Raw genomic sequence first — 23,512 nt, forward strand, 5'->3', positions numbered from 1 at the left:
TTTCTCCATCGTCGTAGCGCACAGGAGTCGATTCTTCTCACAGGTTCCCTGTCTGTGGATGCCAATTGCATGTATCTCAACAGCCAAGGCAGTATCCGATCTGACACCACAGGCGATTGCTTAAGCTTTATTACATTGTTATTTGTAATACTATTAATTTTGACAATTTTGATATAAACTCTCTTAATAAAGAAAAAACCTTTGCTAAATGTAAAATATAAAAGATTTAGCTGTATTTATCACATACAAAGAATAGGTAAACAAACAATTTTATATAATAACTTGAAGTTTTCATGGCAAGACTTTTAAGTTTCTTCAAGTGAAGTAAATAATCTTGAAACTGAATAAAATTATGAAGGCAATGAGAGATTTAAATTTATTCAAATGGTCAAACATTGCCATTACCAGTGCAGTAATTTGCACTGGTAATTGTGCGATGTCTACGACGGGCTGCGCCTACGCTCAAATTACTTCAGATAATACTTTACCCATTAATTCTAATATTCAAAAAATTGGCAACACTATAAAAATTGAAGGTGGAACTACTGCGGGAAGCAATTTATTCCACAGCTTTAGTGAGTTTTCTGTTCCCACTGGAAGTATAGCCGATTTTAACAATAGCCTGAATATTCAAAATATTATTAGTCGAGTCACAGGTAAATCTATATCTAATATTGATGGGTTAATTAGTGTTAATGGTACAGCCAACTTGTTCTTGCTCAACCCTAATGGCATTATTTTTGGTGCAGGTGCGTCACTTAACATCGGGGGTTCTTTTGTTGCCACTACTGCTAACGCGATCGGGTTTGCTAATGGTGAATTGTTTAGCAGCAATGCGACTCAACCTTTACCCAGTCAATTGCTAACCGTTAATCCCAATGCTCTCTTCTTTAACCAACTAACGCCCCAGCTGATTGTCAATCAATCGACTGCGAATGAAACAGGTTTACAAGTTCCCCCAAGACAAAACCTATTACTGATTGGAGGATCGGTTCAACTGGATGGTGGACGGTTAACTAGTCCAGGAAGCTATGTCGAGTTAGGGAGTATTGGTGGGGGGGTAGGGACGGTTGGTTTATCAACCACTGACGAAGATTGGCGGTTGAGTTTTCCCGATAATGTAGCACGGGCAGATGTTTCTCTCAGCAACAATGCTAGGATAAACGTTCTTGCTGGGGGTGCTGGGAGTATTGCGGTTACGGCTCGAAACTTGACCCTGAGTGGGGGAAGTAGACTTCGGGTAGGAATCGATGAAGGTTTGGGCTTTGTTGGCGCTCAAGCAGGGGATATTCAGCTCGATGCGACAGAAACAATAAACCTGCTTGATGGCAGCACAATTCGTAACGAAGTACTTCCTGGAGGCAAGGGTAACGCAGGTACTATTACTATCACCACTGGATCGCTTTCTCTTGCAGGCGACGCACGACTGATTTCTGTCACCAGTGGACAGGGAGACGTAGGCAGTGTAAATATTATTGCCCGCGATCGCGTCTCTTTGGATGGCAGTAGTGTATTCAGTGCTGTACAAAACACTGCTAACGGTAACACTGGCAGTATTAATATTACTACGGGATCGCTTTCTCTTACAGGGGGCACTCAACTGATTTTGAGCGCAAGGGGACAGGGAGACGTAGGCAGTGTGAATATTAATGCCCGCGATCGCGTCTCTTTTGATGGCAGTTATCTATTCCATACCGTGGAACAAAGTGGCATTGGTAATACTGGCGATATCAACATCACCACAAAGTCGCTTTCTTTTACCAATGGCGCTCAATTGATTGCCAGCACGAATGGACAGGGAAATGCTGGCAGCGTGAATATCAATGCCAATGATCGCGTCTCCCTGGATGGTGAATCCTCAGATGGAGCCGTAGCCAGCACTATCTTTACAAGAGTGGAGCCAGGATCTGTGGGTCAAGGAGGAAATGTGACAATCGCAACTGGGTCGCTGTTTTTAACCAACGGGGGGGCCGTGAATACAGCCAATGTTGGTGGGACAGGCAATGCCGGTCGCGTTACCATCCATGCTCGTGACACCGTACAGATTAGTGGAACAGCCCCTACTCTTACAGACAACCGCAGTGGGGTATTTACCTCGGCGACGCCAGGATCTCTGGGAAACGGGGGAGACGTAATCATTACTACAGGCTCACTGTCTGTTTCTGACCAAGGGCGAATCATCACGAACGCTGAAGCGCAAGGCAATGCCGGGAATATTCAGATTCAGGCAAGCAACACTGTCTTGTTTAATGGGGGAGATGCTATCAGCACGCTTGAGCCAGGGGCAATGGGCAAGGGAGGCAATATCAACATCACAGCGCGATCGCTCTCACTCTTCAATGGCGCTCAACTCTCAGCGACCACCTCTGGAAAAGGAGATGCTGGCAATATCAGCATTGCTACCTTGGATACAGTAAATCTCTCTGGTGTAAATTTCTCAGGGGATGCAAGTGGCTTATTTACTAGCACTAAACCATTAGCTACTGGGAACGGAGGTGAAATTCGCGTTGAAACAAGAAATTTGCAGGTCACTAGTGGTGGAGTTCTCAATGCTCAATCCTTCAGTAGTGGACGGGGTGGTGACATCATAGTCAGTGCCGACACGGTGGGTTTGAGTGGTGGCGGGCAACTGCTCACCACGACTTCTAGCAATGGTCATGCAGGCGACATCACTGTGAACACTCCAGACCTCCAACTATCTGGGACAACCAGTGGTCTGTTCGCTGGTACCACCAGTACAGGAGATGCAGGTAGCTTGACCATTCAGCCACGAGGAAACGAGCAAAGTGTCAGAGTGAAGCTGCAAGACGGGGCACAAATTTCTGCCTCTACCTCTGACAGTGGTCGAGGTGGAGCGTTGACCATTGCTGCCCCAGAGTCGATTACTCTCACAGGTGATGGTTCGATCATTGCTGCTGGGACTGGTGGTAGTGGTGCGGGTGGGGACTTAAATCTCCAAACGGGAACCCTCAGCATTCAAAATCAGGCAGAAGTGACGGTCAGTAGTTCGGGTACAGGCAATGCAGGTTCGCTGTCTGTGGATGCCAATCGCATTTATCTCAACAACCAGAGCAGCATCCGAGCTGACACCACAGGCGGTGGAGGAAATATCTTTTTGCGTACTCCCTTGTTACTATTACGCAATGGAAGTTCTATCACTACCAATGCCACTGGCGAAAATATTCCCGGAGGTAATATCACCATCAATGCACCAGATGGTTTCATCATTGCTGTTCCCCAAGAAAATAGTGATATCAGCGCTAATTCTAGAGATTTTCGTGGTGGTCGAGTCGCAATTAATGCCCAAAGCATTTTTGGGATGCAGTATCGCAGCAATACACAAACTCCACAAAGTGATATCACTGCTACAGGGGCTAGTCCACAGTTCGATGGTTCAGTGCAAGTCAATACACCAGATGTAGATCCCAGTTCGGGATTAGTCCCATTGCCAACTGATTTTGTAGATCGGTCTGGTTTGATTGCTCAAGGCTGTCCAGCAAATAAAGGTAATTCGTTTACCATCACCGGACGCGGCGGTTTACCACCTCTACCAACCCAAGCGCTTCGCACTAATCAAACTGCAACTGTTAATTGGGTGACATTGAATCCTCAAGAACAAAGGAGTGCAAGTGTGGGGGAGAATTCACACTTCAGGAGGAGTAAAAGCCCTAAATTAGAAGTTCCGCAAATCAGCCCGACTATTGTGGAAGCTACTGGTTGGGTAATTAACAAGTCTGGCACAGTGGAGCTAACAGCCTTTGCACCTATACCTACTCATACCAATACTTTTAATTCTGCGATCGCCTCCACCGGGGATTTGCCTATCGTAGCTTGTCCATCTCAAGCCGCCGCTATTCAAAAATAATGCAAGTTGCTTTTTCCTGGAATCAAGTGTAAGAGAAGCCCTGAAAATGTTGAGTTACCCTGCGGGAAGCAAGCTACGTTCCTTAAGCCAACCTATGCAGGTTAAGGTTTTTATGGCTAACTGAACCTTATTGCGTTATAAGCCAGTATATAACTAATAAAACTCACCTACTTTATCAGTCTATTTCTAAACAATTAGAAGACTGAGAAAGTAATATCTCGTTTAACCAACTTGAAAGTTGTAAATGCAAGCAATAACCAAAAACTTCCTTTTTCTGAACGACAGAGGACAGTAGTGTGAAAGCACGATTATAAGCAGTAATTGCACAATTCCAATCACCCCAAAGATGATAAGTTCTGCCATATTCAGCCAAAATGTAAGCTTCTAGTGGCCCGAAAAATAGCGCCATCTCAAAATTCTCAATAGCTTCTTCGTATTGCCCTAAGTCACGTAAGGTAATACCTCGATTAATCCAAGCTCGAACATAGCTAGGATTTAAATCAATTGCCTGGTCGTAGTCGGCGATCGCTGCTACTAAATTACCGCAAACAGCATAATAATTTGCTCGATTGTTATAAGCACCCGCTAATCTGGGATTAAGTTGTAGAGCAGTTTGATAGTCACAAAAAGCTTTTTCTTTTGCACCAATCTGAAAATAAATTAGCCCTCGGTTATTAAAATAAATGGCGTTATGAGAATCGTAGTCAATTAGTTGGCTAAACAATACGATCGCCTTACTATATTGTTCTTGTTTAGCCAATTTCAAAGCACTAGAGCGTAAATATTTTTCATCCAAGACTAATTCGCTACTTCTTTTTGTACCATCCTCCAGGGCATTAGTTGTAGTACTGTTCACGAATTCACGAGAATTATTTTGCTTAATGCTAGAAGCTATTGACATATACTGTTTATCTTGATGATGTGAAACTTTACTTCTATATCTTTATGGGTGTAAGCAAATCAATATTATGCAGATAGTGAGAAAAAATCAAACGGCTTGATTCAAGAAAATTTTTAAAATTAACAGTCGGATTTTATCAAAATATTAAAAGATTCATATTATTGCATAATACCAACTAAAAGTATGATAACGCGTATTTTAAGTTGATTGAGTACACAATCTAGCTCTGGTAGCGAGACATTAAGCCTGTTTTACTCCTAAATTCTGCTGTAATTGCATCTGACAATTGATATCTATGTCAACAAGAGGAAAAAAATATATATTATAAATTGAGAATACTGTAAATATGGTTTAATTAAAAAAAGTATTATATTGGTAATACTCTAGCTTTCATTGCTTTGTTACATAAGAAAGAGGCAGAGTCAATGACAAAAAAAAGATTTCGATTTTCCCTTATAGTACAGCACTTTCTCAAAAGTACGATCGTGACTTGCAATCGCCTTTATTTTAGGAAGTGGTTAAGAAGAATTACAATAGCTGTTTTGGCTACCTTGTTAAGCGTTTGGGGAATTTCAGTTCCTGCCTTCTCTCAATTTACCCAGACCCAACCAAATGCTCAACTATTGGTTGAACAAGGCCAAAAACTCTATGAAACTGGACAGTTATCTAAAGCAGTAATAATTTTGCAGCAAGCAGCAGATGCTTTTAATCTGCAAAAAGACGAACTAGGAAAGGCAATGGCGTTAAGCAATCTTTCGTTAGTCTTTAAGCAACTTGGACAGTGGAAAAAAGCAGAAGCTGCAATTACACAAAGTCTCAACCTTTTAAAAAATTCACAACTCAGAACTCACAACTTCGCAATAATCTTGGCACAAACTCTAGATATTCAAGGAAATCTGCAATTAGAACTAGGCAGAACTGAACAAGCTTTAGACTCATGGAAGCAATCTGCTAATACTTATGCTCAAGCAGGTGATGAAGTTGGTATCACCCGCAGTTTGATTAACCAAAGTATGGCAGAGCAAGCATTAGGGCTTTACCGCCAAGCTCGCACCACCTTAGAAGAATTACAACCCCGTCTTGAACAGCAACCAGATTCGCTTGTTAAAGCTATAGCTTTACGTAGCTTTGGTGATGTTTTGCAATTAGTCGGTGATTTAGAACCATCCTTTAAGGTTTTACAACAAAGCCGAGACATCGCCAAAAAATTACAATCTCCTTCAGAAATCAGTGCTACGCTGCTGAGTTTAGGTAATACCGCACTTGCTTTAGGTAATAGCCAAATCTCGCAGCAAAACAGTGTTAATTTTGAAAACTATACTCCGTTACATTGTATAAATAGACCTGTCTCTACAGAATCTCTCAAATTTTATCAACAAGCAGGGCAGTTCTATGAGGAAGCTGTTACCACCGCAACCTCACCACTCTCACAAATCCAAGCTCAACTTAATCATTTGAGTATATTGTTGAAACTTCAGCAATGGTCACAAGCTAAGAAGTTATCTTCTGAAATTCAAGTAAAGCTAGCTAAAATCCCCCCAAGCCACACAGCAAATTACGCACAAATTAATTTTGCTCAGAACTTGGTGTGCTTGAAACAAGCTACTAATGCAGACATTCCTTCATCGAAAGAAATTGCTCAAATGTTAGCGACATCTGTACAGCAGGCTAGAAGCATGGATGATGGGCGTTCAGTTGCTTATGGTTTAGGCGCATTAGGTGGATTATATCTAGAAAACCAGGATATATCTAATGCTCAAAAGCTGACACAGGAAGCTTTAATGGTAGCCCAAGCGATAAAAGCTGGGGATATAGGTTATTTGTGGCAATGGCAACTAGGGTACATACTTAGAATACAAGGAGATATGACTGGAGCGATCGCTAACTACACTGAAGCGGTAAATACTCTCAAATATTTACGCAATGATTTAATTACTCTCAATCCAGATGTACAATTTTCTTTTCGGGATAATATAGAACCCGTTTACCGACAATTGGTTGATTTACTTTTGCAATCTTCATCTACAGTTAGTTCAAAAGAAAGCATTAGTCAAAAAAATCTAAAGCAAGCTCGTGGCATACTTGAAACACTCCAACTAGCTGAACTAGAAAATTTCTTCAGAGAAGCTTGTTTAAAAGCCGTACCCGAACAAATTGATGAGGTAGTTGATAACACAGATGGCACCGCAGCAGTAATTTATCCGATTATTTTGGCAGACCATATAGACATTATTCTCAAGTTACCAAATAAAACTGAATTATCTCATTACACAATTAATAAGAAATCTAGAGATGTTGAAAGTGTTTTAGAAAAATTACAACAATATTTGAGAGAACCAGACAGGATAAATGATGTTAATAAGTTATCTCAACAGGTTTATAGTTGGCTAATTAAACCTTTAGAAATTGAATTAGAAAAAATGAATATAAAAACCCTAGTATTTGTACTAGATGGTGACTTACGAAATATTCCAATGGCGATTTTATACGATCGGGAACACCGAAAGTATTTAATTCAAAAATATGCTATCTCCTTAGCTCCAGGGTTACAATTAATTGAACCAAAATCTTTACAAAAAGTGCAGATAAATGGATTAATTGCTGGGGTAAGTGAGCAACGCAAAATTGAAGGACGTTCATTTGCTAAACTCAAAAATGTAGAAGTTGAATTACAACAAATTCAATCAGCTATACCTATAAATGCAGAACTATTTAATCAAGCTTTTACCAAAATAAATTTACAGAATCAAATTAAAAAAATACCATATACAGTAGTTCATATAGCAACTCATGGCGAGTTTAGTTCTAATCCCAGTAAAACATTTATTTTAACTTGGGAACAACTCTTAAAAGCTAAGGATTTTGATAATTTAATTCGGCTCAGTGGACAAAGAGAATCTAGCGCTATTGAACTACTTGTCTTAAGTGCTTGTGAAACTGCTCAAGGAGACAAACGAGCTACTTTAGGACTTGCTGGTATAGCAGTCCGTGCAGGCGCTCGGAGTACCTTAGCAACTTTGTGGGCGGTAGATGATAAATCTACTGCTCAATTTATGAGTAAGTTCTATCAAGAATTAGGAAATAGTAAAGTAACTAAAGCTGAAGCTGTTCGTCGCGCTCAAATTCAACTATTGACTGATTATGAAATTCCTTATTTATGGGCACCATACATTTTGGTCGGAAACTGGCTTTGAAAAGCACAAGGAACAATTAGAAGGGACATCTTTGCGCCACTACTGTTTAATTTTTACTTCTCCCACAAGAGGTTTTTGGAACAAATTTTCTAGATCAATATTTCTCAGTAGATTAGCCCATTCATTGTCTAGAGTGGCATTTTTTGGTTCAGCAAGGCGGAGTTTTGCTAATTCTGTCAGGGCTGAGTACCAAATACCATTTTGGGTATATAGTTGAATGCGATCGCGGATTGTGGTAGTTGTTTTTAACTGCCTTTCCAAGTCAGGCTTTAGTGGTATACGTTGTACCCATTCATGCACAAATGCAGAGTCGAATTTTTGTTGATTACAATAAACTTTAAAGTACCATTGGTATGTTTTATTAACTTCTAGCGATACGGATGATGGTAAAGTAAAGCTAACAATACCTGGTATCTTAGGTAGGGTAAAAGAAGCCCGGTAAATGTCGTTGTTTGCTTCATCTTGCAATACAAATTCTCCGTTAGGTACATCTTTAAGTTGATAGGGTACAAACACCCAAAAAGTGGGATTCGCTTCAACAACTGAACTTACTGTTTTTTCAGGTGTTAAGGCTACAATTGGTACTTCCACAGATGGACAGTTACCACGGCTACCTGCTCCTCCTCGTTGAGTAGGTCTACCTCTACTCGATCCGTCTTGTGGTGCTTGATTACCACTGCTAGTTGGCTGCTGAGACTTTGCTATAAATGTCAAAGGATAACTAGTACAGCTAAACAGTGCCAAAAGTAGAGCGATCGCAAATTTGCTTTGAGAGAGAGAAAATATTTTCTGTATATTTTTTAGTTTCATAGTCAAGTATAAATACCCAATATCCTCAAATTATTGACAATCTTGCCATTGGTGTCAAGTTCAGAAAAATAAAAGCTTGTCAAATGGAAATTCAGATGAGGATTTTTTACTTCTATATCTTAAATGGGTATAACAGAAATAAAATTATGCATCTGTGAATTCTGTTCGATAATTCTTAAGAGAGAGCGTGGCAGCTGATAGATCGGTAAATGCGCTCGTCTTCACCTATCCTGTCTGATAGTTACAACTTGGTAGCAAACCGGGATGCGACCATTTAAAATCACATAGATAATTTATGAAATTTTTATTTGAAAACTGCATAAATTGATTTATATAATACCCATTAGAAGTATAGAGGTATAATAGACGGAGTTAAACTTCTGCTCAAACAGTCAATTACAACAGTTTTACTCGGAATTTCCAGAGCAAACGCATCTAAATTACTCTTGACCACGGACAAGATTAACAATCAACGCTCATAATCAGTATTTCTCGCTTGGTTTAGTTTGAAAAACTGAAAGTGATGGCTATAACAGGCTGTTACCCTGGTACCTCTACAGGGAAGCAAGCTACACGTAGCGTGTCGCAGACAAAACTTACTAACAGCAATGGCGAAACTTTTAGCAATAAGTATAAATTAATGAGATTAATTTATACTCTATTGAGAATCTATTGCTTTTGTTGACATGATGTAATCGACATTCTCTAATCTCAGATTGATTTTAATCTTTCCTTTAGGGACTTCCAAATAAAAAAATGTTCCAAAACTGACGCGAAAACTCTCTCTATTCCTCCTCTCTCTGGGTCTCTGTGGTAGCCTGCGGCAAGCCGAAGCGTCTACGTTTATTTGGATAATTTATTTCTCGGAAGTCCCTTATGACTCTGACAATATAAAAACAATAAATATACCTTAAAAAGTTATTTCAGATAATATTAAAATTTTCTTTAATTAATTTATGTGAAATGCAGAAAGATTTATGAAAAAACGTGAAGGTATAATTCAACAATTTTCAAGTTTTCTCAGCTTAAAAAATGACCATAAAAATTGTAATTTTGTTTGGCAAGTTGATGTAAACCTAGAACGTGATATAAGTTGTTTAACGCAGTTAGAGCCAGATGCAAAAGAAGAATATTGGGCACGTTATTTTTTGAAAATTATTAAAGAGATATCACAGGAAGAGTTACTTCAAATTTGTTCTCAAACGGAAAATAAACAAAAGCTTAGTGTTTCTACATCTCCGGCAGAAAAAATATCAAAGTCTTCTTTCAGAGCAGAGAAACATTTGTCTGCATACTTACAGGAAGCTTGTCTTTGGGCAGCTAGAAAAAGCTATCAAAGATTTAAATTTATCCAACATAAATATCCATTAGAGGAATACTTTCAAATAGCTAACTCAGCTATCTTTCCTCCAGGTAAACTTTTCAAAAGTTTTGATTTTGAGCGTTCTCAAAGCAATATAGAAGGTTATGCTAAAACGGCTGTTGTCCGTTTTATTAGTAATACTATTTATCAAAAAGACTTAGAAGCTAAAAGAGAAAAGTTTTCTAACTACGGTCTTTTAAAAGATTTGACTAAAAAAGAGATGCAGGAAGCTTTAACGATAAAAGGAATAAATCAAAACCGTGTTAACTCATACTGTTTAGCTTGGCAATGCTTAGATGAAATTTATCAACCGAACCAAAGGCAAGGAAGTCGTACTTTAGAAACACCTAGCGCCGAATGTTTTCAAGCAATTGCATCATTATATAATGAACGCTGTAATCAATTAGAATTTATAGAAGCACCAGTTTCAAAGGATAGAATTCAAGAGATATTAGAAATTTGTATCCAAGCTGCTCGTGATTACCGAACAAAGTCTTTTCTGCCTTTAGAAAACTACGAAAACTTAACTGATAGTCGTTATACTGCCTTAGATAATCTTGTCCAAGAAGAAGAATGGCAGCAAGTAAGCTCACTTATTTCAAGCTTATTTTCAACTATCTCAGAGACTAGCCAAATAATGTTAATACTGTGGCTGGGATTAAACTTAACTCAAAGTGAAATGGCAGTAGTTTTAAAAAATAAATATCCTGAACTCCAGAAACAATATCAAGTAGCCAGACAGTTAGCAAGATATAACAAAATACTCTTAAAAGACTTTATTAAAGAATCTCAGAAAATTTATCCTGAAATTTGTTTAAATGACGAAAAAGATATTGAAATTATCAAAGAATCATTGGATGAATGCTTACAGTCACACTGTCAAAAAATTTGTAAATCTGCTTTAGATAAAATTACTCAAAAATGGCAGACTGAAGGTAAAATAAGTGTTTTGGAATTGGGGTTGACAGACCAAGAAAAAATAGATAAAAAGTTGGATGTACCAACCTTGAAGGTATCTCTTAGTAGAAATGAAGTAAATGAAAATTTGAGAGAAGCTTTTATGTACCAATTAGAAATAGATACGGGTTTACCTAAAAATTCTTTAGTAGTAGTCAGCAATAAACTAGCTAATTTTGTAGATGAATGGCTAAAGGATAAATTTTTTGTTAGGACTAGGAATTAATATTATGACAATTGAATTAAATGATTTGACTCTAATCTATCCTGAGAATTTATGTTTAGATATATCAAACCAAGAGCAAGAAACTGCATGGCAGGAAACGATGCAAGAGTCTTACTCAAACACAGCTGCTCGCTGGAATGCTTACCTAAATCATTTATCTTTAAATGCTTTTTTAAATTGGTTGCAAGAAGACCCAGATTTGCAAGTAATACCTAGATTATGCTTTCCAAAAGCTGAATTACCGAGTATTTGGGAATTAGTAAATGGCTCTATTTTAACTCTGGGTGAGACTCGATTAGCGTTAATTCCCAGCGATAAAAGTTCCGTTCCAGAGTTTCGGATTCCCCAAGAATGGATTGATATTCCTAGTTGGTCAGCCCATTACTATCTAGCGGTACAGTTAAACCTAGAAGAATGTTGGCTGCGGATATCGGGTTATGCTAACTATCAACAAATCCAGGAGCAAGCTATTTATGACCCAACGGATCGAACTTATTGTTTAGATGTAGAGTATTTGATTGCAGACTTAAATGTTATGTGGGTAGCACAAGAACTTTATCCTCCCAAGATTCCAAAGATTAAATCTTTACCAACTTTGTCAAAAGCACAGGCAGAGCAATTGCTAGAACAATTAAATAAGTGGACTTTTTCTTCACCGAGGCTTAATGTCCCCTTTGATATGTGGGGGGCATTTTTGGCAGTGGATGAATTGCGGCAGCATCTCTATCAGAGAAGATTGAAAAAGCAAAACAATAATCAAGTTGAAGCCAGTTACACTGTGGCTAGTAACTTGAGTTTATGGTTTCAAAATATCTTTAGTGTGGGTTGGCAAAATTTGGATACTTTGTTATCACCACAACAAAAAACTTTAGCCGTTCAATTCAGAAGCGATTTGGGGTTGAATGAGGGATATGTTAAACGAGCCAAGTTAATTGATTTAGGGATGGAAGTTGGGGGTAGTGCAGTTGTGTTGCTAATTGGCCTTAAAACAGAGGTTGATGGCAAAATTGGTCTGCGCGTACAGTTACATCCAGCAAATGGAGAACCTTACTTAATACCTAATCTCAGACTAATTTTGCTTTCACAAACAGGGACAATTCTTCAGGAAGTCACTTCCAGAAGTCACGATAATTATATTCAACTCAAAAAGTTTAAATCTTCTCCTGGAATTCGCTTTAGTATACAAGTTGCTCAGGGTAATGTCAGTATAAAGGAAGATTTTCTACTGGAAGCACTTGATGACTGATAGCCATGACTAAATTAGTCGTGTTGAACTTAGGAAAGGGTAACTTGAAGCAGGGATTTGCTACCGTTACAGCACAGTTGTACAACTATAGCAACCCTATACCGATACAATTTACAGGTAGCTTGCCTGCGGCTCCAGAACTTATAGAACTCTACAGACGTTGGCAGTTACTCTATTTGTTGCTGCATGAGACTCTTTTCCCTGGTCAACGTTGGCATAGAAATATGGCAAACGATGCAGGTATTGAAATTGATACAGAAGATATAACTAATATTTCCTCTGTTGAGTTTAGTAATTTATGTGACAACTTACAAAATGAAATTAATATTTGGCTGAAATCTGAGCTATTTCGCAACATTGACCAGAAATTACGTACTAAGTTAAATCCTCATGAAGAAATTCGGATTATTCTAGAAACAGAAGATGACCAAGTTCGTCGGCTACCCTGGCATTTATGGGATTTCTTTGAGGATTACCATAAGGCAGTATTTGGTTTAAGCGCTCCTGAAGTAGATGAAGTTAAACTATTACGTAAACCTATTACAAATAAAATTAGAATATTAGCGATTCTTGGTAATAGTGAAGGAATTGATATTCAACAAGACCGGGCAATACTTGAACAATTACCAGAAACGGAGACTGTTTTTCTGGTTGAGCCACAGCGCAGAGAGTTAGATCAATGGCTTTGGGACAAGAAAGGCTGGGATATTCTCTTTTTTGCCGGACATGGTTCGAGTCAAGCTGATGGTGAAATAGGTCAAATTTATATCAATCAAACTGAGAGTTTAACAATTTCTCAGTTAAAAAATGGACTAAAAGCAGCGATCGCTAGGGGTTTGCAATTGGCAATTTTTAACTGCTGTGATGGACTAGGATTAGTACGACAATTGGCATCGCTGCACATTCCCCAAATGATTGTCATGCGGGAAGCAGTACCAGATCGGGTTGCTCAAGAATTTTTAAAGCACTTTCTAGAGGCTTTTGCTAATGGAGAATCTTGCCATTTGGCGATGCGGGAAGCTATAGAAAAGTTGCAGGGTTTAGAAAGCAGCTTTCCCTGTGCTAGTTGGCTACCAGTGATGTGTCAAAATCCAACGGCGATGTCGTTGGTGTTGGCGAAAGTGGACTCTCAACCTACTAGCTGGCACAGCCGAAATATTATTGGGACAATTTTTAAAGTCAGTATAGTTACGACTGCCTTGATAATGGGGATGCGCTCCGTTGGCATGTTGCAGTCATGGGAGCTTATGGCTTTTGATGCAATGATGCGATCGCGACCTGACGAAGGACAAGATCCACGCATTTTAGTAGTTACCGTCACTGAAGCTGATGTGCGATCGCAACCAGCCAAAGAAAGAGGTGGAGCTTCACTATCAGACCGCGCCTTAGCTCAAGTTGTAGAAAAATTAGAGCAGTTTCAACCGCAAGTCATTGGCTTAGATATCTACCGGGAGAATCGCGTAGGAGCAGAGTATAAGAATTTGTCTAGGCTAATGCAAAAAAGCGATCGCTTTTTTGCAATATGCGAAGTTAGTGAAGAAAACAAAAGCAGTGGTGTTTCGCCACCCCCTGAAGTTCCCAAACAAAACTTGGGTTTTAGTCAGGGCAAACGCATCTAAAGTATAAGAATCCTTTAATAGCAAGGGTTTTGGCGTTTTTTAATTTAGCCTATTTTTTCATCAAGATCCTTGCCCAGCAAGGGTTTCAGAAATCCCGTGCGTTCGCCCTGGGGTTTTAGTGACGTTATACCCGATCCCGATGGCATTATCCGCCGTCAAATATTGGCTATGGCTCCTGCTTCGCCCTGCAATGTTGATAAATCTTTTAGCTTTCAATTAGCAAATCGTTACTTGCTTGCTCTTGGTATTCAGTCCAAACTAACCACAGAAAAAAACTGGCAGTTTGGCAATGTTGTCTTTAAAAACTTAGAGTCAAATAGCGGCGGCTATCACAGAATCGATAATCTAGGTCATCAAGTGCTACTTAATTATCGCTCTTCCCATCAAGCTGCTACACAAGTAACTCTAGCAGATGTTTTGAACAATAAACTCACTTCTGATTTAGTGAAAAATCGGATTGTTCTCATTGGTACAAGTGCTGAAAGTTTTCATGATTATTGGTCTACACCATATAGCGCCAGTCAGTGGTCGTATAATCAGATGCCAGGTGTCATGCTTCAAGCACAGATGGTGAGTCAGATTCTCAGTGCAGTTTTAGATAATCGTCCACTATTGTGGATGTTACCAAAGTGGGGTGAATTTATTTGGGTATGGGGTTGGTCGTTAATTGGAGGCATAATTGTTTGGCAATTTCGATCGTGGTTAAGATTGGGATTGGCAGAAGTGACAACTGTTTGCGTTTTATATGGTGTATCCTTTGCTGCATTGATACAAGGAGCTTGGATACCTCTAGTGCCATCAGTTTTAGTTTTGATAGCTAGTGGTTCTAGCGTAATTATTTATACGTTCTTCTCAAGTAACCGACGTAATCAATAGACCTCTTGCAGAATTATTTTATGGGAGGCTGAAGAGTTTTGAGATGAATTGGCTTCACCAATGCGATGGAGAGCGATTTTTTCGGGGGAGATGGGCAACAAAGAAGCAGGGGCGTTAAACATTCATCACATCCAGAACGATTAAGTCAGGAGTTTCTTTACGAAAAACTGATAAACCCCCTTCACCATCACAAACTTTCTAAACGCGTCTGTAAAATTCGGCTTCCTGCTGGCTTCGTCATCTACTACCAGGATTTTTCCTTTATCACCTGATAAGTTTCTCAACGCTGTTCCTAATGAGCGAGAACTATCTATTATCTGTTTATTAGGAGTCAAAACCGCAAAATAATCTTGACCTACAGTCATGATCAAGAAGCGATCGCTTTAAGGCATCTGCACGAAAAAGAAATTTGTACACAATTAATAAATTCTTACAATTTGGGACTCGTATTTTCCATCGATTTGGTGTACCTTGTTAATTCTGTGCAATTATTAATACCTAACTTCTTGCAACTTTACCCAGACAAATTTTAAACCAATGCCTTCGAGGAAACATCCAATGAATACTTCTAATGAGATACATACAAAGAAAATCATCAAAAAATCCGACAAGCTTACCCTGAGACAGATGAAGTTAATCGAGGAGGCTGAAGACCAACTTCTTCAAGCTAATAAGCTGCTACGCAGCTTGATTGTATAATATAAGATCAAGTAACTAAGCTATTATCGGCGACGTATGCCAGCAAAAAACCATCTTTCTCAAGAGCAGAAGGAAAGGCTACTGAAAACGCTAAAAGAGCATGAAAATCCTTATGTAAGAGAGAAGATTCTGATTATTTTGTTGATAAATGATGGAAAAACCTATCAAGAAATTAGCAACTTTTTAGATGTTGCATATCCAACAGTAGCTTATTGGGCGGTTCACGGAGACCCAGATAATTTAGAAAGTTTTTTGGATGGTAGAAGAGAAGGTAACTTCCGCAAAGTCACTAAAGAATATGAGGAATTGCTATTAGAAGTAATTGAGAAAGAACCAGTAGAATATGGATATGAATTTGGTCGATGGACAGCGGCAAGACTAGCGACATATCTCGAAGAGATAACAGGAATTAAGTTAAGTGGCTCTCAAGTCAGGAGAATATTAGAGCGAAAAAAGTACGTTTACCTTTGGGCAAAGTATAGCCTAGAGGACAAACAGAATCCTGAAAAACGTAAGGTATTTAAAGAAAAACTATCAGAATATTTAAGAATAACTAAAGATACTCCAGAACGTTTACAGGTATGGTTTTGGGACGAAAGTGGATTTAGTTTAAGAGTGATAAGAAGAAAGAACTGGGGTAAGAAAGGTACAAGGAAACAAGTCACAGGACAAAGGAGAAGAGGAAGAGTAAATATCATGGGAGGTCTACGTTATCACGACAAGAAGAGAATAAACTTTGTGATTAAAAAAGGAAATGCAGATGTATTTTATGAACAGATTAAATCTTTGAACGATTTCCTATTACAAGAATGGATAGAGCAAGGAAAACAAATTGAAGAATTTAAAGATGGTTCGGCGAAAATAGTTATTATCCTAGATAATGCTAGCTTCCATAAAAGGAAAGATATTTTAGATAAAATTGAGTCAGAAATGCCAAATATTATTCTAGAATTTTTGCCGCCATATAGTCCAGATTATAATTTAATTGAATTGGTTTGGCATTCAGCAAAAGAATATATAGCTCATAGATTATTTGAATCCGTATCACAGCTAGAAGAATTATTAAATAAATTGCTAAATGAAGGAGGTCTTATTATTAAATGGGAGCGCAAGATTAAAAACAAAGGTAATGCTGTTTATTAAATTTAGCTGCGTAACAGCTTACTGACAATTCTACTGCCCCTGTGGTTGAAGTTGAGGAGAAAACAGTAGCGATTTCAGAGCCTAGAGTTCCTGACTATATTCCATTGCTTGATAATCCTCCAGTACAATCTGTGGGTAATTCCGGCTGGCAAGTGTCTGATGTCTGGCGGGATATTCGGGTAGATGATTTTTGTAGTTGATGGTAGCGAAAAGCAAGCGCCCAGCGTACCAGATCGCTTCCAAAATCAAGTTCAAATTTCATGTTCACTCTGATTAAGATATAGGTATTTGACCTCAAAGGTGTCGATACTCATGGTGCAAGACCAAATTTTGCTGAATGATTGGCATGTAATAGCCCGCTCGCAAGACCTCCAACCTGGAACAGTTCTGCACAAACGTTTATTAGGCTCAGATTTAGTACTCTGGCATAATGGCGACAAAGTTCTAGCTTGGCAAGACCTTTGCCCTCATCGTGGTGCTCGTCTTTCTTTGGGATATGTCAATAAACAGACCCTTGTCTGTTCGTACCACGGTTTAGCCTTTAACAGCGAAGGTAAATGTATACTAGCTCCAGCTAATCCAGACCAATCGCCTCCCGCACGAGCTTGTGTTAAAACTTACCAACTTCTTGAGCGTTACGATTTGCTCTGGGTTTGTTTAGGAACACCAAAACAAGATATAGCTCCATTTTCTGAGTGGGACGATCCGGTTTATCGCAGAATTTTCTGTGGCCCCTACCACTATCACTCTAGCCCCCTGCGGACGCTGGAAAATTTTATCGATCCGGCACACTTCCCAATTATGCATTCGGGATTATTCGCCCACGCTAGTCGTCCTGAGTTGACGCATTATGAATTAGAGTCTCTTCCAGATCAAATTGGTTTCAAATGTGGTTTGTGGGAACTAGATTTTAGTTCGGCTAATCCCAAAGAAGCGCCAATGATTTTCAACACTTACCATTACCGTATCTTCCGTCCGCTAGTGGCATACTTTAAACTTGGGCCTGGAGAGCATCGTCTAAATGTCTTCTATACAATTACGCCAGTCGATGAAGATGAGTGCGTGGCCCAATATTGGTTAATGGTAAACAGCGCCCGTGAAATTCCAGTTGAAGTCTATCTAAATATTCAAAATCTTGTTGCTAGTCAAGATATTGCCATTGTCAATTCCCAGCAACCCCGACGCTTACCTTTAAATTTGCAAGCAGAAGTACATTTACCGAGCGATCGCTATTCTATTGCATACCGTCAGTGGCTCAAACAACAGGGTATTACTTTCGGCACCATTTAGAATTTTGTTATGCTTTGCTCCCCTGACATTGTTTGTATTGTGAGTTTGCTTCCTTAGTGAAATTTTTACAACGTCATAATAAGTGGGGGTTCGCAGATAAAGTGAAATTACTTGTCAGACAAGGCTTTGAGCTAGCCAGCCAATTCGTGCATCAAGTGAAATTTTGTATCTAATCCCAGAAATTAACGTTATCCTGTACAGTGCTGATAATAATTTATACCTAATTCTTTAATATTCTATAAGAAAGTTGCTTGACTATCTATAGTTAGGAGTGAGCGATCGCAAAAAGGTCAGAAGCAAAGTATTATTTTATACTTAAAATACTGAGCTATCTGAAGAAAAGGTATTAATCGTAGTTTTAGTCGGATAAAAGATAAGGGTTACTTATTTTGTCTTCTCCCTTTTTGTAGTATAATGTAGCATCATGTCACTGAAAGCATAATGTGAGCAACTTGCTTGCTTTATGGTTTAAAACTGGGTTGCTCAAGTTATGAGCTTGGGACATTGAGGCGATCGCCGACCTTATGGAGCGATTATTCCAGCTTGTAGTAAAAGCTGACGCTCCTCAACTCTGTCACGACGGTTTAACTGCAATAACCCAATCGTAACCCGACCTATGGGGCTTAAAGGCACAAATTCAGACCCACTCAGGCGAAAATGTTCATGCCAGATGTCTTGGCGAGGATGATACAAGGGTACGATTTTTCCGGTTTCTGGATCGACAGAGGCGAGATCACTTCCTTTGTGCTTATTGCACAGAGTACAGGATAGGGCTAAATTTTCCGCTTCAGTCCGTCCACTATGTTTTTCAGCAATGATGTGGTCAATCTCATGAGGCGCAAAGGTAGCGACATCAGGAATCAGACAATACTCACAACAAGCTTTTGCCCGTTCATAAACCTGTCTTTGGAGAGCTACAGGAATATAGGTTTTGCTCATTCTGCGTCAGCTTCTTTGATCTTCAAGAAGGCTCTAGCCTTAGCCATTCTGACAATATGCTCTAAATATTGATACCCTTGCCATTGCTGCTCTTCTGTTGCGGTTAAACCTACCGTCCGATTTTTTTCTACCAGAGTGTTAATTTGAGCTTGCAGGGATTCAGAAGGACGCAGGGCAATAATGGCTTCAGCAGTGGGTAGGCTTGCCAGAAATTCTACGACTTCAGCCATACCTGAAAATCCTGACTGAGTGATCGCATTCAATTCTCGTAACCCCAACTCTAGGATTTGAGGCAGTTTGTCTGCAAAGGGTTGAAGCTGATTGACAACTTCATCAGGTAAGTCAAATGTAACTTGCATAGACGTTTGCTTTTACTACAAGGATACACTTTCTGGATTTTAGCTGACAGAATATTCCACAATTGCGATGGCTACGCGTACCTTTGGTCGGCGTAGCCATCGCAATTGTAATTAATCGTTTGGTTCTAAAAGCTTGTCCAGAGCTTCAACGGACTGCCGCCAGCCGCTTTCCATGCCACTGGCAATCATGCCGTCACGGTCTGACTGGCTCATTGCTGTGCTATGGGTACGAATCTCAGTTGTATGTTCGTCAATCGCTACAAACTCAGCTTTTTCCAGCATGACATGCCCACGTTCCGGCATCCCCAAGAATTCAAATGTCTGCACAATTCGTTTATCTAGAGCGACTTCATGAAAACAGCCAGTAAACTCATACTCGTGACCGTCTTCTGATTGTTCAGCAATGTGCCAACTGCCGCCGTCTTGACAATCGAAGTGATACACTTTCATTGGATTACCGCGACACCACCAATTAGCAAACAGTTCTTCTTTGGTATATGCTTCAAATACCCTTCCTAATGGAGCGTTAATTGTGACAGTACCCAGGATATTTTGTGAATTTTCTGGAACTGTTACTGTCAGATGTGCCATATTAGCCTCCTGCTACTTTGTTATCGATCTTCTAGTAGTTTTTCCAGAGCATCAAAGCGGGCACTCCAGATTTTTTCATACTCGCCCAGATACGCTGCGGCTACTTTGAGAGTTTTCGGCTGAATCTGAATAACTTTCTCCTTACCACTTCGACGCTTGGTAATCAGTCCGGCTTTCTCCAACACACTGATGTGCTTTGCGATCGCTGCAAAAGACATCGCATAGGGTTGTGCTAATTCGCCGATAGTATGTTCTGCTGTTGATACCCGCTTCAGAATGTCTCGCCGCGTCACATCAGCCAAAGCAGCAAAAATTTTATCAAGGGCTACATTTGATTCAACCATATAGTTGAATAATAGATAAAAATACAGATCGTGTCAAGTGACAACGCGGACAACTTTTACCTTCTGCCTTGGGCAAATTCTACCTGAAGTCACATACAATTTTGGGTGTTACTTCCACTGTGCTTCCAGGCGATCGCATAATTACTGTGAATAACCCTGAACTAAATAACTTACCTCCGATTAAACTTATTCCTCTGAACGCTGAAACAGCATCGCTCTCTGGGCGCACGGCTAGTACAAGACCACCAACCGATATTCGGTGGGTAAAAGTTCTGGAATTTTTACGCAGCAACAATCTCGCACCAAACAGCCGCAAACTCTACGAACGCGAACTCAAAAGGTTTTTGGCTTGGAGTGAGCTACATTATCATGAGCTACGCCCACGTCACCTTGCGCTATATAAAGAATATCTCCGTGATGAAATACGGACTGATGCAGGTAAACCACTTTCAAAAAGCAGCATTAATGCGGGAATTGCGGCACTCAAAAGCTTTTTCAAATGGATGTGTTACACGTATCCTGAAATTATTGCTACTAATCCGACATTGGGGATAAAACTGGAAAAAGTACCACTGCCACCAGCCCAGAGTTTAACCCCTGAAGAAATGGAACAGGTTTGGTCAGCATTGGAGTTATTGGGAGAAACAAAGCAACGGGATACAGCACTGGTTCACATTCTCAGTCATGGACTCCGGGCTGGGGAAGTTGTGCAGCTAAATGTTGGCTCATTTGATGGCAAGCTGCTATTTTTACCAGACACCAAAACCAATGAACCACGCTTGGTTCCACTGCGAAAAGAGAGCCGGGAAGTTTTAGCAGAGTATTTGAGATCGCGCGAACAGCAAGGGGAGGTGTTAAACAGCCTTAGTCCATTGATGATTTCACATCATGCTTCATACAAGGGTGAACGCTTGAGTTATCACGGCATTTACTTCGCTGTGGAAAAAATTGGTGAAATAGCTCACATTGAGGATTTACATCCTCATTCCTTTCGACATACTTACGCTACTGACTTATTGCTATTAGGAGTTGACCCCAGCCATGCACGAAAATTAACAGGGCATCAAAGCGAGAAAGCGTTTCGGCGCTATACCCTTCGCAGCGAACAAGAAGCTGCGATCGCAGCTTACTATCGCGCGATTGGAGAGGAAGTGGAATAGACTATGCCAAAGCCACTCGATCCCAAATGCCAATTATGTGCCAAGTTACCAACAGCTAAAGCTAAAGTTTTACACGGGACAAATGGGGATGGATGCTGGAATCCAAAAGTCTGCCACAATCGCCGCTCATTCTATCGCCACCGCTCCCAGAATAATTCAGCAGAAATTGATTCAGTAACAGTCGAACCACCAGCAACATATTTTGCAGTGCTGTATTTATATAAAGAATCAGGGGATAAACCATTGCACGCCTTGGGCGCAGAACTCTGGCTGGGGCAACAGCCTATTTGTCGCTTAGAACCAATTCATTGCTTTGGGTTAACGGCTGGCAAGATCCGCGCCTATACAGATCAGGTGTTGCAGGCTTTTGCCAGACAATATAGTGTTTCACTATATCAATATAAGGATATGTTTGAAATTACCTCAAGCTACTGCCCAGTGCGACCCTGCCCGTTACATCCAGAATCCTAGAGATGACCACATACCGCCAATTAACAATTTGGGATGTATTAGATGAGTTGTCTGAATCTCCAGCGACATCCTCACTTGTACCGATGTGGGAATGTTTAGATGCGGAGCTAGAAAATTTACCCTTGGAGGCACAGTTATCAACCGCAGCGCTTGCCTTCAGCCAAATTGCGGATATTCTCAAGTCTCGTGCCGAAGTGCTGTTGCAAGATACCCGCGATCGCAATAGTCTTTTGGGGCCAATTGTTAGCACCGATCTCTTTGCTGGGTTAGTGCGAACAACAATGCACCTTGATTTAGATGATTTGATTGAACCGCAGACACCACAAACCTTTAAACCACACGGCCCACACCAATTTTCATCTCCTAACCAGGAGGGTGATTCTGTAGCAGCACCTGTTGAAAAAGCAAATGTTTTGGCAATGCTTGATGAGGTGACAACTTTAGAAGATGTCCGTAATTTAGCATCAGATGAGGATGTCCAAAAATGGCAGAGTGCGATCGCTAACTACCTGATAAATGTCAAAGATGAGATTTCTTTAGTTAAACTGCAACGTGTGTTGCAAATGCCGATGGTAGAAGTATGGTTGGGATTATTGCTAGGTGGGTTTACATTAGAACAGCGTGGTGATTTTTATCACAACCATAATGTCTGGGTGAAAAGTTCTCTAACTTCTGCCATCTTCAACGGCATTGTACAGCATTCATAAGTCGGAAGTAATTCACTAGTCTCAATATATAAGGTTTTTTCTCCTTTAAAATGAGTCCCTTTCCCCAAAAAACCGACAAGTCTTGATTCACTTCCGACTTCCAAATTCCGAATGCTGACTTAATTTACAGTGAATATCTTTTTCTAAAACCTCTTGTATTATTTTGTGTGCAAGACGTTTTGTATAAGTCTTTTTTCTCCTCCCAGAATCAAAGTCCTAATCGCAAATTGGCAAAGAATTAATCATATCACAAAAAACTTTTGCAACAGTTATTTAGGGTGCGGAAGGTCGGTTGGATACATTTGCCCTACTGCTTGATCTATGCCTTAAGATTGATATATATCTTCTATTTTGTCAATAAAACTTATTCGTAAGATACTTTTATTTTCTATGTTATACGTCTATTTTAAGTAGAAATATGAAAAATTTTGGTGTAAATCGTAATTAAGAAAAAGTTGTGCCTCATTCCTGAAAATTTAAATAACTAAGCAAGTAAAACTAAGTCTTGAAATCTTGTTTCGAAGACTAATTCTGCTATCAAAGTATGCCTTTCTCGAACACTATCTTGAAAAAATATGGCTAATCTATCAGGAAAGTACATTTCTTACTGGATTTACTCGACACCCACGGCTAATTTTGCACCACTTAGCAATAATTTATCACCCGGATTTCTCACAAGCAGGAAATCTGGGCTTATGCACAGCTTGTGACCTCAGTTTTATATGCGATGGAGGGGAAATATATCGTGAGAA

18 protein-coding genes and 1 pseudogene are annotated in these 23,512 nt (G+C 39.8%); 11 read left to right on the forward strand and 8 right to left on the reverse strand.

What is annotated here, in order from left to right; genetic code table 11:
- The first annotated feature begins 334 nt into the window (after window positions 1-334).
- Window positions 335-3,865 (forward strand): filamentous hemagglutinin N-terminal domain-containing protein, encoded by a 3,531-nt coding sequence (locus tag FD724_RS35990; RefSeq protein ID WP_179076433.1) that lies wholly within the window; start codon window positions 335-337, stop codon window positions 3,863-3,865.
- Window positions 3,866-4,040: 175 nt separating this feature from the next.
- Here FD724_RS35990 and FD724_RS35995 read toward each other — a convergent pair whose 3' ends face one another.
- The gene (locus FD724_RS35995; protein ID WP_179076434.1) at window positions 4,041-4,766 is read right to left on the reverse strand and encodes a tetratricopeptide repeat protein; all 726 of its coding nucleotides are present in this window, start codon (window positions 4,764-4,766) and stop codon (window positions 4,041-4,043) included.
- Between the two features lie 425 nt (window positions 4,767-5,191).
- Here FD724_RS35995 and FD724_RS36000 point away from each other — a divergent pair, with 425 nt between their 5' ends.
- Window positions 5,192-7,960 carry a CHAT domain-containing protein gene (locus FD724_RS36000; RefSeq protein WP_179076435.1) on the forward strand — a complete coding sequence of 923 codons (2,769 nt, stop codon included), beginning with the start codon at window positions 5,192-5,194 and terminating at the stop codon, window positions 7,958-7,960.
- A 39-nt stretch (window positions 7,961-7,999) separates the two neighbouring features.
- Here FD724_RS36000 and FD724_RS36005 read toward each other — a convergent pair whose 3' ends face one another.
- Complete coding sequence (locus tag FD724_RS36005; protein ID WP_179076436.1) at window positions 8,000-8,770, reverse strand: DUF928 domain-containing protein; 771 nt, start codon at window positions 8,768-8,770, stop codon at window positions 8,000-8,002.
- 977 nt (window positions 8,771-9,747) lie between these two features.
- On the opposite strand from FD724_RS36005, the gene FD724_RS36010 reads away from it, so the two are divergent.
- The 3 genes and pseudogenes from FD724_RS36010 (at window position 9,748) to FD724_RS41380 (ending at window position 15,057) form a co-directional block, all read left to right on the forward strand.
- Complete coding sequence (locus FD724_RS36010; protein WP_179076437.1) at window positions 9,748-11,316, forward strand: sigma-70 family RNA polymerase sigma factor; 1,569 nt, start codon at window positions 9,748-9,750, stop codon at window positions 11,314-11,316.
- A 4-nt stretch (window positions 11,317-11,320) separates the two neighbouring features.
- Complete coding sequence (locus FD724_RS36015; RefSeq protein ID WP_179076438.1) at window positions 11,321-12,562, forward strand: DUF1822 family protein; 1,242 nt, start codon at window positions 11,321-11,323, stop codon at window positions 12,560-12,562.
- Between the two features lie 224 nt (window positions 12,563-12,786).
- Window positions 12,787-15,057, forward strand: a pseudogene (locus tag FD724_RS41380) (CHASE2 domain-containing protein).
- 140 nt (window positions 15,058-15,197) lie between these two features.
- Here FD724_RS41380 and FD724_RS41385 read toward each other — a convergent pair.
- Complete coding sequence (locus FD724_RS41385; RefSeq protein ID WP_179076440.1) at window positions 15,198-15,422, reverse strand: hypothetical protein; 225 nt, start codon at window positions 15,420-15,422, stop codon at window positions 15,198-15,200.
- A gap of 193 nt (window positions 15,423-15,615) precedes the next feature.
- Here FD724_RS41385 and FD724_RS36035 point away from each other — a divergent pair, with 193 nt between their 5' ends.
- Both FD724_RS36035 and FD724_RS36040 read left to right on the forward strand, forming a co-directional pair.
- A complete protein-coding gene (locus FD724_RS36035) occupies window positions 15,616-15,756 on the forward strand; it encodes a hypothetical protein (RefSeq protein ID WP_179076218.1) in 141 nt (46 codons plus the stop codon).
- A 36-nt stretch (window positions 15,757-15,792) separates the two neighbouring features.
- Window positions 15,793-16,899 (forward strand): IS630 family transposase, encoded by a 1,107-nt coding sequence (locus FD724_RS36040; RefSeq protein ID WP_179076441.1) that lies wholly within the window; start codon window positions 15,793-15,795, stop codon window positions 16,897-16,899.
- 94 nt (window positions 16,900-16,993) lie between these two features.
- Here FD724_RS36040 and FD724_RS36045 read toward each other — a convergent pair whose 3' ends face one another.
- On the reverse strand, window positions 16,994-17,161 hold the full coding sequence (locus FD724_RS36045; protein WP_179076442.1) for a hypothetical protein: 168 nt from the start codon (window positions 17,159-17,161) through the stop codon (window positions 16,994-16,996).
- A gap of 50 nt (window positions 17,162-17,211) precedes the next feature.
- Here FD724_RS36045 and FD724_RS36050 point away from each other — a divergent pair, with 50 nt between their 5' ends.
- A complete protein-coding gene (locus FD724_RS36050; protein WP_179076443.1) occupies window positions 17,212-18,189 on the forward strand; it encodes an aromatic ring-hydroxylating dioxygenase subunit alpha in 978 nt (325 codons plus the stop codon).
- Between the two features lie 522 nt (window positions 18,190-18,711).
- Here FD724_RS36050 and FD724_RS36055 read toward each other — a convergent pair.
- From FD724_RS36055 to FD724_RS36070, 4 genes are all read right to left on the reverse strand, one after another.
- Window positions 18,712-19,128, reverse strand: coding sequence for an HNH endonuclease (locus FD724_RS36055; protein WP_179076444.1), 417 nt, complete (start codon window positions 19,126-19,128; stop codon window positions 18,712-18,714).
- Complete coding sequence (locus tag FD724_RS36060) at window positions 19,125-19,487, reverse strand: hypothetical protein (protein ID WP_179076445.1); 363 nt, start codon at window positions 19,485-19,487, stop codon at window positions 19,125-19,127. Before FD724_RS36060 ends, FD724_RS36055 begins: the two co-directional genes overlap by 4 nt.
- 111 nt (window positions 19,488-19,598) lie before the next feature.
- Window positions 19,599-20,078: an SRPBCC domain-containing protein gene (locus FD724_RS36065; RefSeq protein ID WP_256874717.1), complete on the reverse strand. Its 480-nt coding sequence runs from the start codon at window positions 20,076-20,078 to the stop codon at window positions 19,599-19,601.
- Window positions 20,079-20,098: 20 nt separating this feature from the next.
- Entirely contained in the window at window positions 20,099-20,422 is a 324-nt protein-coding gene (locus FD724_RS36070) for a metalloregulator ArsR/SmtB family transcription factor (protein ID WP_109013061.1), read from the reverse strand.
- A 146-nt stretch (window positions 20,423-20,568) separates the two neighbouring features.
- On the opposite strand from FD724_RS36070, the gene FD724_RS36075 reads away from it, so the two are divergent.
- Genes FD724_RS36075 through FD724_RS36085 form a run of 3 tightly spaced genes read left to right on the forward strand, consistent with a single transcriptional unit; the run spans window position 20,569 to window position 22,760 of the window.
- Window positions 20,569-21,582, forward strand: a complete 1,014-nt coding sequence (locus FD724_RS36075) for a site-specific integrase (RefSeq protein ID WP_179076468.1) — start codon at window positions 20,569-20,571, stop codon at window positions 21,580-21,582.
- Window positions 21,583-21,585: 3 nt separating this feature from the next.
- The gene (locus FD724_RS36080; RefSeq protein WP_179069731.1) at window positions 21,586-22,053 is read left to right on the forward strand and encodes a hypothetical protein; all 468 of its coding nucleotides are present in this window, start codon (window positions 21,586-21,588) and stop codon (window positions 22,051-22,053) included.
- Between the two features lie 2 nt (window positions 22,054-22,055).
- Window positions 22,056-22,760, forward strand: coding sequence for a hypothetical protein (locus tag FD724_RS36085; protein ID WP_179076446.1), 705 nt, complete (start codon window positions 22,056-22,058; stop codon window positions 22,758-22,760).
- Window positions 22,761-23,512: the final 752 nt, after the last annotated feature.

The organism is Nostoc sp. C057 (genome assembly GCF_013393925.1).
In the GTDB taxonomy this organism is placed as follows: Bacteria; Cyanobacteriota; Cyanobacteriia; order Cyanobacteriales; family Nostocaceae; genus Nostoc; species Nostoc muscorum_A.

What these genes read in the sequence shown, in the direction of transcription:
- FD724_RS35995 (WP_179076434.1), bottom strand. Translation starts at nt 4,766, where the DNA reads ATGTCAATAGCTTCTAGCATTAAGCAAAATAATTCTCGTGAATTCGTG.
- FD724_RS36000 (WP_179076435.1), top strand. Translation starts at nt 5,192, where the DNA reads ATGACAAAAAAAAGATTTCGATTTTCCCTTATAGTACAGCACTTTCTC.
- FD724_RS36005 (WP_179076436.1), bottom strand. Translation starts at nt 8,770, where the DNA reads ATGAAACTAAAAAATATACAGAAAATATTTTCTCTCTCTCAAAGCAAA.
- FD724_RS36010 (WP_179076437.1), top strand. Translation starts at nt 9,748, where the DNA reads ATGAAAAAACGTGAAGGTATAATTCAACAATTTTCAAGTTTTCTCAGC.
- FD724_RS36015 (WP_179076438.1), top strand. Translation starts at nt 11,321, where the DNA reads ATGACAATTGAATTAAATGATTTGACTCTAATCTATCCTGAGAATTTA.
- FD724_RS41385 (WP_179076440.1), bottom strand. Translation starts at nt 15,422, where the DNA reads ATGACTGTAGGTCAAGATTATTTTGCGGTTTTGACTCCTAATAAACAG.
- FD724_RS36035 (WP_179076218.1), top strand. Translation starts at nt 15,616, where the DNA reads ATGAATACTTCTAATGAGATACATACAAAGAAAATCATCAAAAAATCC.
- FD724_RS36040 (WP_179076441.1), top strand. Translation starts at nt 15,793, where the DNA reads ATGCCAGCAAAAAACCATCTTTCTCAAGAGCAGAAGGAAAGGCTACTG.
- FD724_RS36045 (WP_179076442.1), bottom strand. Translation starts at nt 17,161, where the DNA reads ATGAAATTTGAACTTGATTTTGGAAGCGATCTGGTACGCTGGGCGCTT.
- FD724_RS36050 (WP_179076443.1), top strand. Translation starts at nt 17,212, where the DNA reads ATGGTGCAAGACCAAATTTTGCTGAATGATTGGCATGTAATAGCCCGC.
- FD724_RS36055 (WP_179076444.1), bottom strand. Translation starts at nt 19,128, where the DNA reads ATGAGCAAAACCTATATTCCTGTAGCTCTCCAAAGACAGGTTTATGAA.
- FD724_RS36060 (WP_179076445.1), bottom strand. Translation starts at nt 19,487, where the DNA reads ATGCAAGTTACATTTGACTTACCTGATGAAGTTGTCAATCAGCTTCAA.
- FD724_RS36065 (WP_256874717.1), bottom strand. Translation starts at nt 20,078, where the DNA reads ATGGCACATCTGACAGTAACAGTTCCAGAAAATTCACAAAATATCCTG.
- FD724_RS36070 (WP_109013061.1), bottom strand. Translation starts at nt 20,422, where the DNA reads ATGGTTGAATCAAATGTAGCCCTTGATAAAATTTTTGCTGCTTTGGCT.
- FD724_RS36080 (WP_179069731.1), top strand. Translation starts at nt 21,586, where the DNA reads ATGCCAAAGCCACTCGATCCCAAATGCCAATTATGTGCCAAGTTACCA.
- FD724_RS36085 (WP_179076446.1), top strand. Translation starts at nt 22,056, where the DNA reads ATGACCACATACCGCCAATTAACAATTTGGGATGTATTAGATGAGTTG.